Here is a 20654-nt window from a genome sequence, read left to right on the forward strand (position 1 = left end):
AAGATCCGATCGTTCAATGCTTGTTGCCCACGGCGTCGCCCGGCGCCCCCCAAGGACGCCGAAAGTGCCGCGCGCAATCTATAATCGATTAGCCACGGACGCCTCAAGCGCGCCATGGAGCTACGCTCGGTTGAATCTTCGTGATCATGCGGCATTTGCCGCGACTGTGTTCAAACGACAACAGGTCGCGGCATCAAGAGGCCTGTTCCATGCCGATAGACCTGTTCCACCGATAGAATCGGGATGGGGCTCTAGCTTTTTGTTTTGAGCATGATTCCGCTTTTCGGGATCATGCTCTGCCGGCTACTGGTTCGGAACCTGCGGAGTGACCGGCAAGGTGACGCCATTGGCCGCCGGTGGGGTGGCCGGAGCCGCGGGCGCCGGCGCGGCCGCGGGAGGCGTCGCCGCAGCATCGTTGCCGGAGGGCGGCGTCGGTGCGGTGCTGCCGGCGGGAGCCGCCGGCGCTGTGGTGCCTGCAGGCGCTGTGGTGCCCGGCAGCTGGTTGAGCACGCCCTTGCCCGCATTGTCGGAGGACGCCGGAGCGCGGTCGAGGATGTCGATCGGCTTTTCGCCATAGCGGGCGAGAATGGACAATGTCAGCGAGGTGACGAAGAAGGCGGCCGCCAGGATCGCCGTCGCCCGCGTCAGCGCGTTGGCGGCGCCGCGCGCGGTCATGAAACCGGAACCGCCGCCGATGCCAAGACCGCCGCCTTCGGAGCGCTGCAGCAGCACCACGCCGACAAGCGCGAGCACGACCATAAGGTGGATGACGATCAGTACGGTTTCCATAGTTTATCCTGGCAAGGCCTTGCGCGGCCGCGAAGACGACCGGTGATTTGGAGGCGGCTCCTTACAATGCTTTAACGGCATTTCCAAGCCCGTGGCCGGAATATGGGAAGCATTGCAGTCTTTGCAACGATTTCGCCAGCGCACCCAGGCCGGCAACGAACGGCCTGGCTACGCGATGTTCAAATAAGCCTCGGCGATGCCAAGAAAGTCCGCCGCCTTCAAGCTGGCGCCGCCGACCAGCGCGCCGTCGACATTGTCGATGCCGAGCAGCTCAGCAGCGTTGGAGGGCTTGACCGAGCCGCCATAGAGAATACGCATCCGTGCCGCGCCATCGCCGAGCAGTTCCACCAGCTTTGCGCGGATATGGGCGTGGGCCTCGGCGACGTCGGCGGCGGTCGGCGTCAGGCCGGTACCGATCGCCCAGACCGGCTCGTAGGCAATGATGGTGTTGGCGGCAGTGGCGCTCGGCGGCACCGAGCCGGCGACCTGGCGCGACAGGACTTCGAGCGTCGTGCCGGCCTCGCGTTCGGCACTCGTTTCACCGATGCAGATGATCGCCACCAAACCGGCGCGCCAGGCTGCGGAAGCCTTGGCCTGGACCAGGGCATCGTCTTCGCCGAGATCGGATCGGCATTCGGAATGGCCGACGATGACGTGGCTGGCGCCGGCGTCCTTCAACATCTCCGCCGAAATCCGCCCCGTATAGGCGCCGCTCTCCTTGGGATGGCAATCCTCGCCGCCGGTTCGCACCGGGGTGCGCGACAGGATCTCGGCGGCGTGCGCAAGCAAGGTCGCGGGCACGCAGACCACGGCTTCCGTCTCGGTGTCGAGTCCGCTCATGAAGCCGTTGCCGATCGTCCTCAGCACGTTCAGCGAGGCGCTGGTGCCGTTCATTTTCCAGTTGCCGGCGACGAGCGGGCGGATTCCAGGCGTCATGGGCTTTGTTTCTCCGGGCGACATTGGGCTCCCGCCCTCACTATCAAAATCAGGCCACAAAGCAATCGACAGTCGACCGGAAGGGCGCTATTGCGCTTGTTTCAGACTCGGGCGCACGCGAAATGCGCATAAATCGGAAGTATGCATGCTTAGTATCTTGAGAAACGCAGCGGGCACCTGGGTCGCGAAGGCGTTGCTGTCATTGCTGGTGCTGAGCTTTGCCGTCTGGGGAATTTCCGGGCGCCTGTCGGGCACTTTGGGTGGCCATCATTCGGTGATCACCGCCGGTGGCACGACCGTTTCGATCAACGAATATCGCCTCGCCTATGATCGCCAGGTCAGCGTCATGTCGCAGCAATTCGGCCAGCGCATCACGCACGAGCAAGCAAAGGCGCTCGGCATTGACAATCAGGTGCTGGCCCAGCTCGTTTCGGGCGCCGTCCTCGACGAGCAGGCCCGCAAGCTCGGGCTTGGCCTCTCCAAGGACCGGCTTGCCGAACTCACGCGCGAAGACCCGGCCTTCAAGGGGCCGGGCGGCCAGTTCGATCGCAGGACGTTCGAATACCTGCTGCGTGAGGTCGGCATGCGGCCCGAAGACTATCTGAAGAACCGCGCCCAGGTGGCGGTGCGCCAGCAGATCGTCGAGGCGGTTTCGGACGGCCTCAAAGTGCCGCAAACCTTCCTCAGGGCGGTGGCGCTCTATCGCGGCGAGGACCGCACGGTCGACTACCTGACGTTGCCGAAGACGCTGGTCGAGCCGATCGAGGCGCCGTCCGACAGCGTGCTCTCGGCCTATTTCGATGCCAGCAAGAAAGCCTATGCGGCGCCGGAATACCGCAAATTCTCCTATGTCAGGCTCGAGCCGCAGGACATCATGGATCTCAGCGCCGTGACCGACCAGCAGATCAGCGACGATTACAACAAGAACAAGTCGCGCTACACCACGCCTGAAATGCGCACCATCGAACAGCTCGTGTTCCAGTCGCCCGACGCGGCCAAGGCAGCGCTAGACTCGCTGAAGACCGGTGCGACCTTCGACAAGATCGTCACTGCCGAGGGCAAGACGCAGGCCGATACGCTGCTCGGCACGCTGGCCAAGGACAAGATCGCCGACAAGGCCGTTGCCGACGCGGCTTTCAAGCTTGCCGCCAATGAAGTCAGTCCGGTCGTCCAGGGCGCCTTCGGACCGGTGCTTTTGCGCGTCACCGACATCAAGCCGGAAGTGGTGAAGCCGCTTGCCGAAGTGTCCGAGCAGATCCGCAAGGACCTGGCGCTGGGCGAGGCAAACCGCATCCTGCTGGATGTGCACGACAATTACGAAGATACGCGCGCCTCGGGCAGTTCGCTCGCCGACGCAGCCGCCAAGCTGAAGCTCAAGGTCGCCACCATCGATGCGATCGACCGCACCGGCCAGCGGCCCGACGACACGATCGTCAAGGACCTGCCGGAATCGGCCGATCTGATCAAATCGGTGTTCGCCGCCGAGCCCGGCGCCGAGAATGAGGGCCTGACCACCGCCGACAACGGTTTCGTGTTCTACGAGGTCGGATCGATCACGCCGGCCCGCGATCGCACGCTGGACGAGGTCCGCCAGAAGGTGGTGGCCGACTGGACGGCGGCGGAGACGACGAAGCGGCTCACCGCCAAGGCCAACGAACTGGAGAAGCGGCTCAAGGCCGGCACCACGCTCGATGTCATCGCCGGCGAACTCAAGCTCGAGAAGCAGACCAAGCGCGGCGTCAAGCGCGAGGCGGACGACGTCGATTTCGGCAAGGAGGGTGCGGCATCGATGTTCGGCGTCGGTGAAGGCGGAACAGGGCTGATCCCCTCGCCCACCGGCGAAGGACAGATGCTGTTCAAGGTCGCCGAAGTGTTCGAACCGGCCGGCGCCGATGCCAGCTCGGTGCCGGACGACACGCAGAAATCCTTCACCGCCGGCATGTCGGACGATTTGCTCGATCAGTTGGTGGCGCAGTTGCAGACGCAATACGACGTCCGCATCGACCAGGCCGCCGTTGCCCAGGCGCAGGCCAGATGAGCGCGCTGAAGACCCACATCGCCAAGGTCGCGGGCGGCAACGCCCTTTCGTTCGACGAGGCGCGTGAAGCCTTCGACATCATCATGTCGGGCGATGCGACGCCCGGCCAGATCGGCGGCTTCCTGATGGCGCTGCGCGTGCGCGGCGAGGCGGTGAGCGAGATTTCCGGCGCCGTCGCCACGATGCGTGCCAAGATGCTGCGCGTCGACGCTCCGCACGGCGCCATCGACATCGTCGGCACCGGCGGTGACAATTCGCACTCGGTCAACATCTCGACCGGATCGGCCTTCGTCATCGCCGGCAGCGGCGTCCCGGTCGCCAAGCATGGCAATCGCGGCCTGTCCTCTCTCACGGGTGCCGCCGACGTCCTGACCGCGCTCGGCGTCAAGATCGACATCCCGCCGGAAACCATCGGCCGCTGCATCCACGAGACAGGCGTCGGCTTCATGTTCGCGCCGGCGCATCATCCGGCGATGAAGCATGTCGGCCCGATCCGCGGCGAACTCGGCACCCGCACCATCTTCAACCTGCTCGGGCCGCTGTCCAATCCGGCCGGCGTCCTCAGGCAGATGGTCGGCGTGTTCCTGCCGGAATGGATCATGCCGGTCGCCGAAACGCTGAAGGCGTTGGGCGCCGACCATGCCTGGGTCGTGCATGGCGACGGCTATGACGAAATCACCACCACTGGGGAGACGCAGGTGGCGGAACTCGTCGGCGGCGAGATCCGTAGCTTCACGCTGACCCCGGAAGCGGTCGGGCTGAAGCGCCACAGCAAGGACGAGTTGCGAGGCGGCGACGCCGCCTACAACGCCAAGGCCCTGCGCGACATGCTGGGCGGTGCCGCAGGCGCCTATCGCGATACGGTGCTGATGAATGCCGGTGCCGGTCTGGTGGTGGCGGGCAAGGTGACGACGCTTGCCGACGGCATGGCGAGCGCGGCGCAAGCCATCGACAGCGGTCGGGCGCTCCAGGTGCTCGACAGGCTGGTCGCAATTTCGAACGGATAGGCCCTTGTCCGACATCCTGCGCAAGATCGAGGCCTACAAACGCGACGAGATCGCCACAGCGAAGGCACGCATGCCGCTGGCCGAGATCAAGGCGCGAGCGAAGGACGCCGAAGCACCGCGCGGCTTTCTGGCAGCAGTCGAGGCCAAGCGCAGAACGGGCGGCTTCGCCCTGATCGCCGAGATCAAGAAGGCAAGCCCCTCCAAAGGGCTGATCCGTGCCGACTTCGACCCACCAGCCCTGGCGCAGGCCTATGAGAAAGGTGGCGCCGCCTGTCTTTCGGTGCTGACCGACGCACCGTCTTTCCAGGGCGCGCCGGAATTTCTCACCAATGCGCGCAAGGCCGTGTCTTTGCCCGCGCTGCGCAAGGATTTCCTGTTCGATCCCTATCAGGTCTATGAGGCTCGCGCCTGGGGCGCCGATGCCATCCTGATTATCATGGCCAGCGTCGATGATGCCCTGGCGAGCGAGCTTGAGGCGACGGCATTCGAGCTCGGCATGGATGCGCTGATAGAGGTGCATGACGAGGCCGAGACGCAGCGCGCGGTAGAACTGTCATCGCAGCTGATCGGCATCAACAACCGCAATCTGAGAACGTTCGAAACCAGCCTTGAAACCTCGGAGCGGCTGGCGGCGATGGTGCCGGCCGACCGGCTGCTGGTCAGCGAGAGCGGTATTTTCACCCATGACGATTGCCTCAGGATGCAACGGAGCGGCATCGGCACCTTCCTCGTTGGCGAAAGCCTGATGCGGCAACGGGATGTCGCGGCGGCAACACGCCTGCTTTTGACAGGCAAGGCGCCGGCCGAGGCCATCTGACGATGGCAGCCGCCCTCACCCATCTCGGCGCCAAGGGCGAGGCCAACATGGTCGATGTCGGCGACAAGGCCGAGACGACACGGACGGCAATCGCCGAAGGCTTTGTCGCTATGCTTCCCGAAACGCTGAACATGATCCTGGCCGGGGATGCCAAGAAGGGTGACGTGCTCGGCACCGCGCGCATCGCCGGCATCATGGCCGCAAAGAAGACGCATGAGCTGATCCCGCTCTGCCATCCGCTGCTGTTGACCAAAGTTTCCGTCGACATCGAGCCGGACCATTCGCTTCCAGGCCTGAAGGTCACTGCGCTGGCCCGCGTCACCGGCAAGACCGGCGTCGAGATGGAGGCACTGACAGCGGCCTCGGTCGCGTGCCTGACCATCTACGACATGGCCAAGGCGGTCGACCGCGCCATGGTGATCTCCGGCATCCGGCTGGTCGAAAAGACCGGCGGCAAATCAGGCGATTACCGGTCCACCAGCCATAAGGCAGGCGCCTAGATGGCGCTGGTTCCGGTCGCCGAAGCGCTCGAGCGCCTGCTTGAAGGCGCGCGGCCGACAGGCAGCGAAAGCGTCGCGCTCATCGATGCAACTGGCCGGGTGCTGGCCGAACCCGTCATGGCGCTGCGCACCCAGCCGCCGTTCAACGCCTCCGCCATGGATGGCTACGCCGTTCGGGCCGCCGATATCGCCTCAGTGCCGGCGCGGCTTTCGGTGATTGGCATGGCGCCGGCAGGGCGTGGCTTTGAAGGTGCTGTCCACAATGGTCAGGCAGTGCGTATCTTCACCGGCGCGCCGCTGCCCGAAGGCGCCGACACCATCGTCATCCAGGAGAATGTCAGGGATCTCGGCGGCGGCGCCATCGAGGTAACGGAACCGACAGCCGAAGGACGCAATATCCGCCGCGTCGGTCTCGATTTCACCAGGGGCGACGTGCTGCTCGAAAAAGGCCGACTGCTCGATCCGGTGGCACTCTCCCTGGCGGCATCGGCCAACCACCCAAGCGTGAGCGTGGTCAAAAGGCCGCTGGTCGCCATCATCGCCACCGGCGACGAACTCCTGCCGCCGGGCAGCGAGCTCGGCCCCGACCAGATCATCTCGTCCAATGCCTATGGCGTCGCCGCCGCCGCGCAATCGGTTGGCGCCCGTGCACTCGACCTCGGCATCGCCGCCGATCGCAAGGAGGCAATTGCCGCGCTGGTGAGGCAGGCGGTCGAGCAACGCGCCGATGTCATCGTCACGCTCGGCGGCGCCTCGGTTGGCGACCACGACCTGATCCATGACGTGCTGACCGGCGAAGGCATGACGCTCGACTTCTGGAAGATCGCCATGCGCCCGGGCAAGCCGCTGATGTTCGGTCGGCTCGGGGAGATAAGCTGCATCGGCTTGCCCGGCAATCCGGTTGCCAGCCTCGTCTGTTCGCAGCTGTTCCTGAAGCCGCTGCTGGCGCGGCTCGGCGACCGCGGCTTCCAGCAGGACATGCGCGCGGCCCGCCTCGGGACCGCGATGCCGGCCAACGATCTCAGGCAAGACTATGTGCGTGCCGTGGTCCGGGAAGATGGAGACAGCCTGGTGGCGACGCCGTTCGGCATCCAGGATTCCTCGATGCTGAGAATGCTCGCCGACGCCAACGGGCTGATCGTGCGCGAGCCGTTCGCCCCTGCCGCTGCAGCAGGCGCTGCCTGCAGCGTGCTGATGTTGCGCTGAACCCGTTCCCTTACTCGACAACCAGCGTCCGGCTCAGCGGATGCTCCGGGTTGCAAAGACCGTCTATGATGCTGAAATGGTGCCGGTCCGGCTCGACCACCGAGCTGGTCGCGGCACCGAGGCCGATCCAGACATTGGCCAGCAGCGCGCTCTGGCGCAGGAACTCGGCGCGCTCGCCACCGCCGACCCAGCAGGTCAGGCGTGCATTGTCCATCGGGCGCAGAAGGGCCGGGCTTTCGGTCAGTGCTTCGGCCTCGTCGATCGCCAGCGTCTCGTTCATGGCTGTGCGCATGAGCGGGCGCAGGTCGTGCACACCCGAGATCGACACGACATGACGTATGCGACCAGTCACTTCGGGCGACAGAGGCGTGGTTGCACTCGCCATTCGGCTGGCGAGATGGCCGCCGGCCGAATGCCCGGTCAGCATCAATGGCCCATCGACCAGTGCCGCCGCCTTGCCGATCGCCGCGCCGACCTCGCGAACGATGCCGCCGATGCGTATCTCGGGACATAGCGTGTAGGAGGGCATAGCCACCGCATAGCCATGCCCGATCGGCCCGGCCGAAAGATGCGACCAGAAACTCTTGTCGAACGCCTTCCAGTAACCGCCATGCAGGAACACCACGAGCCCCTTGGGCGGGGTGCTCGGCAGGAAAAGATCGAGCCGGTTGCGCGGTCTGTCGCCGTAGACGATGTCGAGCCGCGCCCTGCCCTCGGCCGAAAGAGCGTCACGAAAGGCCCGCGCGGGCTCGACCCAGGCGGCCGGCCAGCGATCGCCGCCAGCTATGTTGGCGCCGTTTGTATAGGCGTTGTCCCAGTCGGAAATACGATGTTCCAGCAACTGTGCCCTCCCCCTGCTCTCCCTGCCGCTCAGGTGACGGCTGACTTGACGGCGAAACGTCCGTCTTTCCAGGCCCCACTGCGCAGGATCTCTTCCAACACCTCAACAGCGTGCCACACATCGGCGTAGCCGACATAGAGCGGGGTAAAGCCAAAGCGTATGGTCGACGGCGCCCGGAAATCGCCGATAACGCCGCGTTCGATCAGCGCCCGCATGATCTGGTAGCCGTGCTCGTGCATGAATGAAATCTGGCTGCCGCGCCTGGCGCTGTCGCGGGTGCTTTCGAGCGTGAGACCATAGGCGCCGCATTTTGCCTCGACGAGTTCGATGAACAGGTCGGCCAGGGCGATGCTTTTCTTTCTCACGGCCGCCATGTCGACATCGTTCCAGATGTCGAGCGCGCCCTTCAGCGTGCGCATCGACAGGACCGGCTGCGTGCCGCACAGAAACCGGCGGATGCCGGTGCCGGCTGCGTAGGCCTGCTCGAAGGCGAAGGGCCGCGCGTGGCTCCACCATCCGCTGAGCGGCTGCAGCACATCGGCATGATGGCGCTCCGCGGCATAGATGAAGGCGGGAGAGCCCGGGCCGCCATTCAAATATTTGTAGGTGCAGCCGACAGCGAAATCGGCATTCGCCGTGTCCAGTTCGACCGGCATGGCGCCTGCTGTGTGGCAGAGATCCCAGACGATCAGCGCCCCGGCGTCATGGGCGATGCGCGTCAGCGCCGTCATGTCACGCAGTTCGCCTGACTTGTAGTTGACGTGGTTGACCAGCACCACCGCGACCCGGTCGTCGATCAGCTCTTCGATCGTCGGTGCGTCGACGCCTGCAAGGCGCAGCACAGTGTTCTTTCGAGTCGAGGCGACACCTTCAGCCATGTAGAGGTCGGTCGGAAAGCTGTCGCCCTCGGCGACGATGACGGGCCGATCCGGCCGGATGGCCATTGCCGCGTGCAGCAGCTTGTAGATGTTGATCGATGTCGTGTCGCAGACCACCGTCTGGCCGGGAGCGGCGCCGATCAGGCGCCCGAGCTGATCGCCGAGTTCGACCGGCATGTTGAACCAGCCGGCAGTGTTCCAGGCGCGGATGAGGTCGTACGCCCATTCTTCGGTCGCCGCCTTGCGTAGCTCGTCGAAGGCGGCATGCGAGGCTGCACCCAGCGAATTGCCGTCGAGATAGATTACCCCTTCGGGCAGGATGAAGCGGTCGCGCAAGGGGCGCAGTGGATCCGCGGCGTCCATCGCTTCGACGGCCGCAAGATCAGGAATTCCTGTCATGATATGTCTGCTCCCCCCAGATACGCACGACACCGGCACGCAATGATGACACAAGCCGACGATCGGTACTTTCTCTCATCACAGGCCATCGCGCTGCAAGAACCTGCATTGATGACTTATCGGCCCAACGACACCCTCGACCCCTGCTCATAGTTGGCATTTTGAGTTCGTTTCGTTCACGGTGCATCGAGCGGGCTGGATCGTCAAACACGGCCCTACCTACATTGTTTGCGGCGAATGATTGCCGACTTCCAACCAGCTCCCAGGCCGGTGGTTGGCCGTAAACGATAACAAAATCAATGCGATGAAGCCGGCATCTAAGGGGCTGGGATATTCGCTGTCGCACGCGACATCGTTTCGGGAGCCTTAACCCATTCATTAAACTTTAAACAGTTGCGGAACACAACTGGAACAGATAGTGTTTGTTCTGGGTTTGTTTTTCTGATTCCGTTGGGGGCCGCGATGCTGACACGCAAACAACATGAACTGCTGATGTTCATCCATGAGCGGCTGAAGGAAAGCGGCATTCCACCCTCCTTCGACGAAATGAAAGAGGCGCTCGATCTTGCCTCGAAGTCGGGCATCCACCGGCTGATCACGGCGCTGGAGGAGCGCGGTTTCATTCGCCGGCTGCCCAATCGGGCGCGCGCGCTCGAAGTGCTGCGCCTGCCGGACTCGATTGCTCCCGGCCTCAATGCGGCGAAGAAGTTCTCGCCGAGCGTCATTCAGGGCAGTCTTGGGCAGGGCGGCCTCGGACGGCAGATCAAGCCTATGGCATCGTCGCGCACGCCCCAGGCGGGCAATGACGACGATGCGGTTGCGGCAGTGTCCATCCCGGTGATGGGGCGGATCGCGGCCGGTGTGCCGATCGACGCCATCCAGCATCAGACGCATTCGATCTCGGTGCCGCCGGACATGATCATGGGCGGCGAGCATTACGCGCTGGAGGTCAAGGGCGATTCGATGATCGAGGCCGGGATCTTCGACGGCGATACGGTCATCATCCGCAACGCCGACACGGCGAGCCCGGGAGAGATCATAGTGGCGCTGGTCGACGAGGAGGAAGCGACGCTGAAGCGCTTCCGCCGCAAGGGCGCCTCGATTGCGCTGGAAGCCGCCAATCCGGCCTATGAAACCCGCATCTTCGGGCCCGACCGGGTCAAGGTGCAGGGCAAGCTGGTCGGTCTGATCCGCCGCTACTGAGGCGGCGGCGGTTGTTTTGGCGGCGGTTTGCTGGCCTGCCTTTCGGGTCTCTTGTAAGGCGGCAGGCCCCTCGCCTCGCGTGAGAATCTTCGCTGCTCGTGCCAGGGCCGGTACGGCTGCTCGACCGCGAAGTCTATCTCTGCCGGCGCGATTGCCGATTGCTGATCGAAGAAGACAGCGGCGCTGCCCAAGCGGGCAAGTTGCCGTTTCCTGACGACAAGGACAAGCGGATTGCGGCAAGGGTCGTAGGCGGTGGCGTCGTTGACGATGATCAGGGTAGCGAAAGCACACGCCCGCCACGCGTCCTTGCGGTCTTCTGCATACGCGATGATCGCGCCAGACGGATGCCGCGCGAGGCAAAGACCGCTGCTGCAGTAGAAGGGTGAGCCCGGCGGCAGGTCGGCCGGATCCATGTCGAACCGCGCGTCACCCTTCTCGAAGGTCTCGGGCTCCACAATGGTTTCGGACTTCACAGCCCGTTTCCAGTTGTCGGTGGTGAACTCGTTCGATCGCACGCGGTTGATGGCGAGTTCGCCGCCCCCGATCGGCATTGCCACAAGATGCCCATCCTCCGAGACGAGAACGTCAGGCGTGCGAGTGTCGGAGACAGTCAGCAGGCCGGCGAATGCGAACGGAACGGCTGCCAGCCTGAGCCATGTCGTCGCCATGGTGGCGATGACCAGCGCGATCGTCACCAGCAGTACCGACTGAATGGAGATCAGCCCGACAGCATCGATCGGCGAGCGCTCGGAAATCCATCCGGATATTGCGATCATCGCCGTCAGCCCCTTGCCCATCACATAGAGGAAGGGTCCATCGGCGCCGAACGGCATCGCCAGCGCGCTGAGCACGGCGAACGGCATGACGATCAGCGAGACGATCGGCATGACGGCCAGGTTGGCAAGCAGGCTGAGCGGCGACACGCGCTGAAAATGCCAGATGGCGAAGAGCGCGGTCGCACTGCCGGCGATGATGGAGGTCATGGCGAGGCCGCCCATGCCGAGCAGGAATTTTCGCGTGACGAAGGCGAGCGGCGATCGCCGTGGCGGCGGCGACGTCGCTCTGCCGGCACGGTAGTCCGACCAGCCGGCATAGGCACCGACAAGGGCCGCGGTCGCCGCAAACGACATCTGGAAGCTCGGGCCGACCACTTCGTGCGGCGACACCAGGATCACGGCAATCGCCGAGATCGCCAGATTGCGCATGGTGAGCGCCGCGCGGTCGAACAGCACGGCGACCAGCATCACCGCCAGCATGATGAAGCTGCGTTCGGCCGCGACGACGATGCCGGAAAAGACGAGGTAGGCGGCGATGGAAAAGAGCGCCGCGGCGGCCGCATATTTCTTCACCGGCCGGCGCGATGCGAAATCGGGAAACAGGGCGAAGGCGCCGCGCAGCAGCCCCATAATGGTTCCGGCGACCAGCGCCATGTGCAGGCCGGAGATCGAGATGATGTGGTAGATGCCGGTGCGCCGCATCGCCTCGTTGATCTCATTGGGAATGCCGGCGCGCACGCCGACGATCAATGCCGCAGCAATCTCGCCCTCCGGGCCGCCAATCTGGCCGCGAATGTGGTCCGCGATGCTCTCCCGGGCATTCTCGATTGCGGACGCCAAGCGCGTCCTGGATGGTGCGTCTTCGCCAGCGCCAGTCTTTGGGACAACAGTCTTCGGATTGCCGAGGAAAAACCCGCTCGCGCCGATGCCGGAAAAATAGCTGTCGAAGGAGAAGTCGTAGCTATTCGGCCGCACCGGTCCGGTCGGCGGGAGCAGCCGGGCATAGCCGGTGATCAGGGAACCGGCGGTCATATCAGGAGGAACTTTCCGCGCCGAAAGCCTGACCCGCTCCGGCGCATAGCGCAGCTTCGGATGGGCCGTCGAGATGACGTCGATGGTCAGCCTGACGCGGCCGTTTTCCATTTCTTCCAGGCTGGCGAGCCGCCCGGTCAGCCGCGTTTGGATCTCCGAGCCGAGCATCTGGGTTCCGGCGCGCCAGGTCTCGACCTTTGCGGCGAGCACGCCGAGCGCGCAGAGCAGCGCCGCCATGAAGCACAAATGCGTCCTTAGCCATGACCGCGAAGCCACCGCGCAGGCGGCCGTCAAGGCGACCACGGCGACGGGCCTGTAGAAATCGGGTTCCGTCGCCAGCGAGAAATAGAAGATCACCCCGCATGCCAGAAACACCGGCACCAGCAGGAAGCCCATGCCGCGGTCAAGCTCCGTGCCGCCAGCCGCAGCGATGCTTCGCCGGATTGCGGGACCGGAAAGACGGCGGAATGCTCCGGAGACCCGCTTTACCGAAACAGTCGCGGGGACAAGCTCCGGCGCGCGATTGCCGGGCGGCAAAGGCTCGATGCCCGGCCGTGGCGCAAGCAATGAAACCGGCATTGGCTCGGCGTGTGGAATATCGGCAAACAGCGTCCGCTCGCTGACGCTGCTCGTCGCGCCCTCGCTCTCCCCTGCACCCCGACCTCGTCCAGCCATCGGGTCTGCCCCTTGCGCCCCAGACCTCCTATGCTACATGAACGCGCAACGCGCGAAAGTCCGCGCATCACATCCGCTTTCTGCGCTTTCCGAGAGTTCCATGTCCGACAAGGTCGTCACCCGCTTCGCCCCCTCGCCGACAGGCTATTTGCACATTGGCGGCGCGCGTACGGCGCTGTTCAACTGGCTCTATGCAAAGCACACCGCCGGCACGATGCTGCTGCGCATCGAGGATACGGATCGCGAACGCTCCACCGACGCCGCCACAGCCGCCATCCTCGATGGGCTGTCCTGGCTTGGCCTCAGCTGGGACGGCGAGCCGGTGTCGCAGTTCGAGCGCGCGCCGCGCCACCGCGAAGTGGCTGAGGATCTGGTGCGGATGGGCAAGGCCTATTACTGCTACGCCACGCCGGCCGAACTCGAGGCGATGCGCGAGGCCGCACGTGCCAAGGGCCTGCCGCCCCGCTATGACGGCCGCTGGCGCGACCGGGACCCGTCGGAGGCGCCGGCAGGCGTCAAGGGTGCGATCCGCATCAAGGCGCCGACCGAAGGCGAAACGGTGGTGCACGACCGCGTGCAGGGCGAGGTGCGCTTCCCCAACAAGGATCTCGACGATTTCATCATCCTGCGCTCGGACGGCAACCCGACCTATATGCATGCCGTCGTCGTCGACGACCACGACATGGGCGTCACCCACATCATCCGTGGCGACGACCATCTGACCAACGCCGCCCGCCAGACGGTAATCTACAACGCCATGGGCTGGGAGGTGCCGTCCATGTCGCACATTCCGCTGATCCATGGCGCCGACGGCGCCAAGCTGTCGAAGCGGCATGGCGCGCTCGGCGTCGAGGCCTATCGCGCGATGGGCTATCTGCCCGAGGCGCTGCTCAACTATCTGGCGCGGCTCGGCTGGAGCCATGGCGACGACGAGGTGATGTCGATCAAGGACATGATCGCCTGGTTCGACATCGGCGACGTCAACAAGGGTGCCGCCCGCTTTGATTTCGCCAAGCTCGAGGCGCTGAACGGCGTGCATATGCGGCGCATGGACGATGCCGGGCTGTTCGACATCTTCGTCGCCACGCTGCCCTATCTCGAGGGCGGCCCGGCAATCGCGGCGCGCCTCGATGACAACAAGAAGGCGCAGCTTCTGGCCGCCCTGCCCGGCCTGAAGGAGCGGGCGAAGACTTTGGTCGAGCTCGTCGATGGCGCAGGTTTCCTGTTCGCCGAGCGGCCGCTGCCGGTCGACGACAAGGCGGCTTCATTGCTCGGCGGTGATGCACGTGCGATCCTGGCTGGCGCTCACAGTGTTTTGAATGCGGTTTCCGGCGAGTGGACTGCCGCTGCGGCGGAGGCGGCGATCCGCGAGTTCGCACTGGCCGAGGGCCACAAACTCGGCGCTGTGGCCCAACCGCTCAGGGCCGCGCTCACCGGCAAGAGCACCTCGCCGGGCGTGTTCGACGTGCTTGCCGTGCTTGGCCGGGGCGAAAGCCTGGCGCGCATCGCGGATCAAATCGATTAGGAAAACTGGCCCAAGAAGATTGGCATTGAAAGGCGCGTTTCGCAGTGCAACATTAGGCTTTGGCCCAATCTGGCACGCACCTCCTAAAATGCGGTGGCGAGTACGCGCATTCCGGTGATTTGCAGGATTTGCCCTTGCCGGCATGAGGAACGAAAAGGAGTTTGCAATGACCGAAGCTGCGACAAAACTGGAATTTGGCGGCAAACCGCACGAGTCGACCGCAAAGCTCGAGCTCGCCGGCAAGACGCATGAACTCAAGGTGCGAAGCGGTTCAGTCGGGCCTGACGTCATCGATATCGGCTCGCTCTACAACACCACCGGGGCTTTCACCTATGATCCCGGCTTCACCTCGACGGCAAGCTGCGAGTCGGGGATCACCTTCATCGACGGCGACGCAGGCATCCTCCTGCATCGCGGCTATCCGATCGACCAACTGGCCGAGCATGGCGACTTCCTTGAGGTCTGCTATCTCCTGCTCTACGGCGAACTGCCGACCAAGGCGCAGAAGGACGACTTCGACTACCGGGTGACGCGCCACACGATGGTGCACGAGCAGATGTCGCGCTTCTTCACCGGCTTCCGCCGCGACGCGCACCCGATGGCGGTGATGTGTGGCGTGGTCGGCGCGCTGTCGGCCTTCTACCACGACTCCACCGACATCTCGGATCCGTACCAGCGCATGGTCGCCTCGATGCGGCTGATCGCCAAGATGCCGACCATCGCGGCGATGGCCTACAAATACCATATCGGCCAGCCGTTCATTTACCCGAAGAACGAGCTGAACTTCGCCGCCAACTTCCTGCACATGTGCTTTGCGGTGCCGTGCGAGGAATACAAGATCAACCCGGTACTGGCGCGCGCCATGGAGCGCATCTTCATCCTGCATGCCGACCACGAGCAGAACGCCTCGACCTCGACCGTGCGTCTGGCCGGCTCGTCGGGCGCCAACCCGTTTGCTTGCATCGCCGCCGGCATCGCCTGCCTGTGGGGCCCGGCGCATGGCGGCGCCAACGAGGCGGCTCTGAACATGCTGGGCGAGATCGGCCATGTCGACCACATCCCGGAATTCATCGCCCGCGCCAAGGACAAGAACGATCCGTTCCGGCTGATGGGATTCGGCCACCGCGTCTACAAGAACTACGATCCGCGCGCCAAGATCATGCAGAAGACCGCGCATGAGGTGCTAGGCGAGCTCGGCATCAAGGATGATCCGCTGCTCGACATCGCCATGGAGCTGGAAAAGATCGCCCTGACGGACGCCTATTTCATCGAGAAGAAGCTTTACCCGAACGTCGACTTCTATTCCGGCATCACCCTGAAGGCGCTGGGCTTCCCCACCACCATGTTCACCGTGCTGTTCGCGGTCGCCCGCACCGTCGGCTGGATCGCGCAGTGGAAAGAGATGATCGAGGATCCGCACCAGAAGATCGGCCGTCCGCGCCAGCTCTACACCGGTGCACCGGAACGCGACTACGTGCCGATCGCGAAAAGGTGAGTGAGGAGTGAGTAGGGAATAGTGAGTAGTAAGTGAGCGCGGATCGGCGTTCACTGCCTTCTACTCACTATTCGCTCTCTTGATACAGCCCATCACGACCTCTGCCGCGATATCGCCGGAGGGTCGCTCCGTCGCCATACGCTTCGCGATCTTGGCGAAACCGTCCTTCTGCCAGGCGCGCATGCCGGTGTCGTTAAACAGTGCTTCCAGTTGCCGGGCGAGGTTTTCCGGCAGGACATACTGGTCGTAGAACTCCGGCACGAGCGTGCGGTCGGAAATCAGATTGGGCAGCAGCGCCGACCAGACGGAAATCAGATGCGGCATGACGAGCCGCGCCACGGGATCGAGCCTGTAGCAGGACACCATCGGGACAGCTGACAGCGCAAGCTCGAGCGACACCGTTCCCGAGGCGATCAGCGCCGCGTCGGCCTTGCCGAAGGCCTGCCACTTGCGCTCGGCCTCCAGGATGATTTCCGGTTTTTCGTCCCAGCTTGCGACCGAAGTCCTGACGAGATCAGCGACATGCGGCACGGTGGGCAACAGAAGGCGCAGGCGATGACCGCGCTGGTGCAGCACTGAAACCGTCTTGCCGAACGCATCGATTAGGCGCCGTACTTCGCCACGGCGGGAGCCGGGCAGCACGAGCAGGGTCTTCACGCGATCTTCCGAGAGGTCGCGCGCCTGGCCTTGCCCCCTGGCGGCAGCAAGCACGCCCGGATCTTGCGTCAGGCGGTGGCCGACATAGGTGCCGGGTGGGCCGCCGAGACGGGCCAGCGCCTTCACCTCGAAAGGCAGGATGCACAGGATGTGGTCGACATAGGGCTTCATCGCCACCGCCCTGCCCGGCCGCCAGGCCCAGACGCTCGGACAGACATAGTGGACGATTGGGATGGCCGGATCGGCGGCGCGCACCTTGCGGGCCACGCGCAGCGAAAAATCCGGGCTGTCGATGGTAATGAGGCAGTCGGGCTTTTCGGCGGCGATCGCGCTTGCCGTCTGGCCGATGCGCCTGATCAGGCGCGGCAGGTCGCGCAGGATGGCACTGAATCCCATCAGCGCGATCTCGCTGCCGTCGAACAGGGATTTCAGCCCGAGCGCCTGCAAATGGCGGCCGCCTATGCCGACAAGCCTGATCTCGCGGCCGGTCGTCCGCTTGAGTGCCGCAACGATGTCGGCGCCAAGCAGATCGCCGGATTCCTCGCCGGCAACGATGGCGATCTTGAGCGGCTTCTCAGTGACCATCAGCCGGCTCCGTCGCTGCCAGGCCGACGACGAACAGACCAAGCGCGTTGGCGCGCGCGATGGTGACAGGACCTTCCAGAATGAGCGAACGGCCGGCTTCGACGGCGATGCCGGCAAGTCCCGCTTCATGCGCCGCCTCGACCGTCAGCGAACCGATGGAGGGAAGGTCGGCTCGCAGTTCCTGATCGGGCTTGGCGCATTTGACCAGCACACCGCGCGTCTTGCCGGCGAGCCGGCCATGGTCACGCAGCTGCCTCGTCCGCTCGAGCAGCCCGTTGGTGCCCTCGATGCCTTCCAGGGCAATTACCCGGCCGCCGATCGCGACAGCGGCCTGGCCAATGTCGAGCGCACCGATGGCCTTTGCCGCCACACGGGCCGCTTCGATATCACGCCAGTCGGATTTCCGCGGTTCTGCCTTGGTCAGCGAGCCCTCGGCCGCAAGCAGTTCAGGCACGATCTCATGTGCTCCGACGACCTTGATGCCCCGCTTTTCCAGAAAGCGCGTCAAGATCCTTAGCAAGCCATCATCGCCACGCGCCAGCCCCATTAACACCGTAGGCACGGCGGCCAGCAGGCCAAGGCTTGGCCGCATGCCGGTCAATTTAGGCCTGCGCCTGATCTCGCCGGCCAGCACAAGATGGCTAATCCGTTTGCGCCTGAGCAGCGGGACCAGCGAGCCGAAATCTTCGAGCGCAAGCTGCTCGGTTTCGTAGGCGGCGAGATCCGGCTTGCGGTCTACCTCGCCCTCAGCCGCGATGATGACGGGCGAATGCCCTTGTTTTGCGAGGCTGGCCGCGACTTCGACCGGCAGGCTGCCGCCGCCGGCGATGATGCCAACCCTGGCGCCCGGCGGAAGATCAAGCGCGGTTACGGCGGTCTCAGCCTTCGTCATCGGCGTCGTCGCCGTCGCCACCTTTGAGCGACGGGACGGCATAGTGCCGCTTGCCGCGACTGGCGATGAAATCGATAATTTTCATGGCCGTCGGCGACGAGGCGAATTCCGCCTTGGCAAATTCTATATTCTCGCCAACAGTCCGGGAGCGGTCGAAGATCGTCCTGTAAGCCTTGCGCAGCATTTGGATTTCGGCGCGCGGCAGGCCGGAGCGCTTCAGGCCGATGATGTTGAGCCCGCGCAGGCTGGCGCGATTGCCGACGGCAATCGCGAAGGGGATGACATCGCCGACGACGGCCGAGCAGCCGGCGAGAAAGGCGTTGTCGCCGACGCGGACAAATTGGTGAACAGCGGTCAGACCGCCGATATAGACATTGTCGCCGATCTCGCAGTGGCCGCCCAGCGTCGCCCCGTTGGCGAAGGTGGCGTTCCTGCCGACGACGCAATCATGGGCGATATGCGCGTAGGCAAGGAAATTGCCGTTGTCGCCCACGGTTGTTTCGCCACGGCTGGAATCGGTGCCGAGATGCATGGTGACGCCTTCGCGGATCGTGCAGTTCTCACCGATGACCAGGGTGGTGCGGCCACCCTTGTGCTTGGTGTTCTGCGGCGGCGCGCCCAGGATCGCCATCGGATAGACCTTGGTCGCGGCACCGATGGTGGTCGCGCCCATCACCGAAACGTGGCTGACAAGCTCGACGCGGTCGCCGATCACCGCGTCGGCGCCGATATGGCAGAAAGGTCCAACACGGACACCCTCGCCGATTTGAGCGCCCTCTTCGATGACCGAGGAAGGATGGACTGAAGTCTGGATTTTCATGAGCATTCGATTGTCAGACGCTGGTGACCATCATCGCCGAGATCTCGGCTTCAGCGGCCTTTGCGCCGTCCACCAGAGCTTCACAAGCGAATTTGAGCAGGTTGCCGCGTTTCTTGATTTTCTTGACGTGAATCCTCAGCTGGTCGCCCGGGACGACCGGCTTGCGGAATTTGGCGTTGTCGATGGTCAGGAAATAGACCAGCGACGGTTTCTCGGTGGCGAGGCTGCGGATGCAGATGGCTCCGGCGGTTTGCGCCATGGCCTCGACGATCAGCACACCCGGCATCACCGGTTGGTCCGGGAAATGGCCCTGGAAATGCGGCTCGTTTATGGTCACGTTCTTGATGCCGACGGCGGACTCGTCGCCGTCGATATCGACGATGCGGTCGATCATCAGGAACGGATAGCGATGCGGCAGGAGCTTCATCAGCCCCAATATGTCGACCGCCTCGAGCGTCGCCACCATGTCAGCCATTCCCGTCGCCCTGTTTGCGCGTTCTGGCGAGCTTGCGCAGCATGGCGATCTCACGCATGGCTTCCGCCATCGGCTGCGCCGGATAGCCTCCCCAGATCTCGCCTGCCGGGACGTTGCTCATGAATCCACTTCTCGCCGCAAGCTTGGCCCCTGTTCCTATGGTCAAATGATCGGCAAGCCCAACGCCGCCGCCCATGGTGACGTTGTCGCCCACCACGACGGACCCGGAAATACCCGAAAGGCCGGCAATAATGCAATTGCGACCGATGCGGACGTTATGGGCGATCTGAACCAGATTGTCGATCTTGGTGCCCTGGCCGATGATGGTGTCGGACATGGCGCCGCGATCGACAGTGGTGTTCGAGCCGATCTCGACATCGTCCTGGATGATGACGCGACCGATCTGCGGCACGCGCTCCGGACCCTTGGCGCCGCCCACGAAACCGAAGCCATCCTGACCGATCCTGGCGCCGCCATGGATGATGACGCGGTTGCCGATCAGCGCATACTGAACGCTGGTGCCCGGGCCGATATAGCCGTCGCGGCCGATCTGGCAGGAGTGGCCGATGACCGCATGCGGGGCAATGACGGTGCCACCGCCGACCGACACGCGGGGGCCAATGACCGCGCCGGCCTCGACGATGGCGCCGGTCTCGACATGCGCCGATGGATCGATGTGGGCATGTGGCGAGATACCGGTCTCGCTGGTCATCGGTCCCGGCGTCGCAGCCTGCGGAAACAGAAGACGCCCGACCAGCGCAAAAGCCTGTTGCGGGCGCGGGTGAACCAGAACGGCGATGCCCGCGGGAGCCTTGCCGGCGAATTCGGCCGGACAAAGAACAGCCGCGGCCTTCAACGACTGCATCAGCGCGAAATTTCGCTTGCCGTCGACAAAGACGAGCGCGTCCTGACCGCCTTCATTGGCCGGCGCCAATGCCTCGATCGAAATAAGCGATTGGCCGGAATCGACAAGCTGCGCGCCGGTCAGATTCGCGACTTCGCCGGCCGTATACCGGCGTGAGGGCGCGAAGAACACCGGGTCGGTCATTCCAGAAGCAATATCCAGCTAGGTCGGATCACTCTCTTCCGGACCGCAACCGGTCCGGAA

The 20654-nt window shown here is 64.3% G+C and carries 18 protein-coding genes; 8 read left to right on the forward strand and 10 right to left on the reverse strand.

Features of this window, described 5'->3' with window-relative positions:
* Positions 1-303: 303 nt before the first annotated feature.
* Positions 304-789, reverse strand: a complete 486-nt coding sequence (gene secG, locus AC1RUK_RS11625; RefSeq protein WP_481835521.1) for a preprotein translocase subunit SecG — start codon at positions 787-789, stop codon at positions 304-306.
* Between the two features lie 168 nt (positions 790-957).
* Positions 958-1725, reverse strand: a complete 768-nt coding sequence (tpiA, locus tag AC1RUK_RS11630) for a triose-phosphate isomerase (RefSeq protein WP_481835520.1) — start codon at positions 1723-1725, stop codon at positions 958-960.
* 145 nt (positions 1726-1870) lie between these two features.
* On the opposite strand from tpiA, the gene AC1RUK_RS11635 reads away from it, so the two are divergent.
* The 5 genes from AC1RUK_RS11635 to AC1RUK_RS11655 are packed head-to-tail and all read left to right on the forward strand — an operon-like array spanning position 1871 to position 7293.
* Positions 1871-3763, forward strand: coding sequence for a SurA N-terminal domain-containing protein (locus tag AC1RUK_RS11635; protein ID WP_481835519.1), 1893 nt, complete (start codon positions 1871-1873; stop codon positions 3761-3763).
* Positions 3760-4770, forward strand: coding sequence for an anthranilate phosphoribosyltransferase (gene trpD, locus AC1RUK_RS11640; protein ID WP_481835518.1), 1011 nt, complete (start codon positions 3760-3762; stop codon positions 4768-4770). Before AC1RUK_RS11635 ends, trpD begins: the two co-directional genes overlap by 4 nt.
* Positions 4771-4774: 4 nt before the next feature.
* Positions 4775-5587: an indole-3-glycerol phosphate synthase TrpC gene (trpC, locus tag AC1RUK_RS11645; protein WP_481835517.1), complete on the forward strand. Its 813-nt coding sequence runs from the start codon at positions 4775-4777 to the stop codon at positions 5585-5587.
* Positions 5588-5589: 2 nt separating this feature from the next.
* A complete protein-coding gene (gene moaC, locus AC1RUK_RS11650; protein WP_481835516.1) occupies positions 5590-6087 on the forward strand; it encodes a cyclic pyranopterin monophosphate synthase MoaC in 498 nt (165 codons plus the stop codon).
* Positions 6088-7293 carry a molybdopterin molybdotransferase MoeA gene (locus AC1RUK_RS11655; RefSeq protein WP_481835515.1) on the forward strand — a complete coding sequence of 402 codons (1206 nt, stop codon included), beginning with the start codon at positions 6088-6090 and terminating at the stop codon, positions 7291-7293. It abuts the gene before it with no gap.
* 10 nt (positions 7294-7303) lie between these two features.
* Here the strand turns inward: AC1RUK_RS11655 and AC1RUK_RS11660 are convergent, their stop codons facing one another.
* Positions 7304-8134, reverse strand: a complete 831-nt coding sequence (locus tag AC1RUK_RS11660) for a hormone-sensitive lipase (protein WP_481835514.1) — start codon at positions 8132-8134, stop codon at positions 7304-7306.
* Between the two features lie 29 nt (positions 8135-8163).
* The gene (gene kynU / locus AC1RUK_RS11665) at positions 8164-9411 is read right to left on the reverse strand and encodes a kynureninase (protein WP_481835513.1); all 1248 of its coding nucleotides are present in this window, start codon (positions 9409-9411) and stop codon (positions 8164-8166) included.
* A 462-nt stretch (positions 9412-9873) separates the two neighbouring features.
* Between kynU and lexA the strand changes: the two genes are divergently transcribed.
* Positions 9874-10614, forward strand: a complete 741-nt coding sequence (gene lexA, locus AC1RUK_RS11670; RefSeq protein WP_436174918.1) for a transcriptional repressor LexA — start codon at positions 9874-9876, stop codon at positions 10612-10614.
* Here lexA and AC1RUK_RS11675 read toward each other — a convergent pair.
* The gene (locus AC1RUK_RS11675; protein WP_481835512.1) at positions 10608-13097 is read right to left on the reverse strand and encodes a ComEC/Rec2 family competence protein; all 2490 of its coding nucleotides are present in this window, start codon (positions 13095-13097) and stop codon (positions 10608-10610) included. The genes lexA and AC1RUK_RS11675 overlap by 7 nt on opposite strands.
* 100 nt (positions 13098-13197) lie before the next feature.
* Here AC1RUK_RS11675 and gltX point away from each other — a divergent pair, with 100 nt between their 5' ends.
* Together gltX and gltA are read left to right on the forward strand one after the other, a co-directional pair.
* Positions 13198-14622 (forward strand): glutamate--tRNA ligase, encoded by a 1425-nt coding sequence (gene gltX / locus AC1RUK_RS11680; protein WP_481835511.1) that lies wholly within the window; start codon positions 13198-13200, stop codon positions 14620-14622.
* A 166-nt stretch (positions 14623-14788) separates the two neighbouring features.
* Positions 14789-16117, forward strand: coding sequence for a citrate synthase (gene gltA / locus AC1RUK_RS11685; RefSeq protein WP_404276775.1), 1329 nt, complete (start codon positions 14789-14791; stop codon positions 16115-16117).
* A 60-nt stretch (positions 16118-16177) separates the two neighbouring features.
* Here gltA and lpxB read toward each other — a convergent pair whose 3' ends face one another.
* From lpxB to lpxD, 5 genes are read right to left on the reverse strand one after another with little or no spacing between them, the layout of a single operon-like run.
* Positions 16178-17359, reverse strand: a complete 1182-nt coding sequence (lpxB, locus tag AC1RUK_RS11690) for a lipid-A-disaccharide synthase (RefSeq protein WP_481835510.1) — start codon at positions 17357-17359, stop codon at positions 16178-16180.
* Positions 17349-18251: an LpxI family protein gene (locus AC1RUK_RS11695; protein ID WP_481835509.1), complete on the reverse strand. Its 903-nt coding sequence runs from the start codon at positions 18249-18251 to the stop codon at positions 17349-17351. Before AC1RUK_RS11695 ends, lpxB begins: the two co-directional genes overlap by 11 nt.
* Positions 18238-19071: an acyl-ACP--UDP-N-acetylglucosamine O-acyltransferase gene (lpxA, locus tag AC1RUK_RS11700; protein ID WP_481839525.1), complete on the reverse strand. Its 834-nt coding sequence runs from the start codon at positions 19069-19071 to the stop codon at positions 18238-18240. Before lpxA ends, AC1RUK_RS11695 begins: the two co-directional genes overlap by 14 nt.
* Before the next feature lie 13 nt (positions 19072-19084).
* Positions 19085-19546 (reverse strand): 3-hydroxyacyl-ACP dehydratase FabZ, encoded by a 462-nt coding sequence (gene fabZ / locus AC1RUK_RS11705; RefSeq protein ID WP_120016200.1) that lies wholly within the window; start codon positions 19544-19546, stop codon positions 19085-19087.
* Positions 19539-20594, reverse strand: a complete 1056-nt coding sequence (gene lpxD, locus AC1RUK_RS11710) for a UDP-3-O-(3-hydroxymyristoyl)glucosamine N-acyltransferase (RefSeq protein WP_481835508.1) — start codon at positions 20592-20594, stop codon at positions 19539-19541. Before lpxD ends, fabZ begins: the two co-directional genes overlap by 8 nt.
* Positions 20595-20654 lie beyond the last annotated feature (60 nt).

The organism is Mesorhizobium monacense, assembly GCF_056781675.1.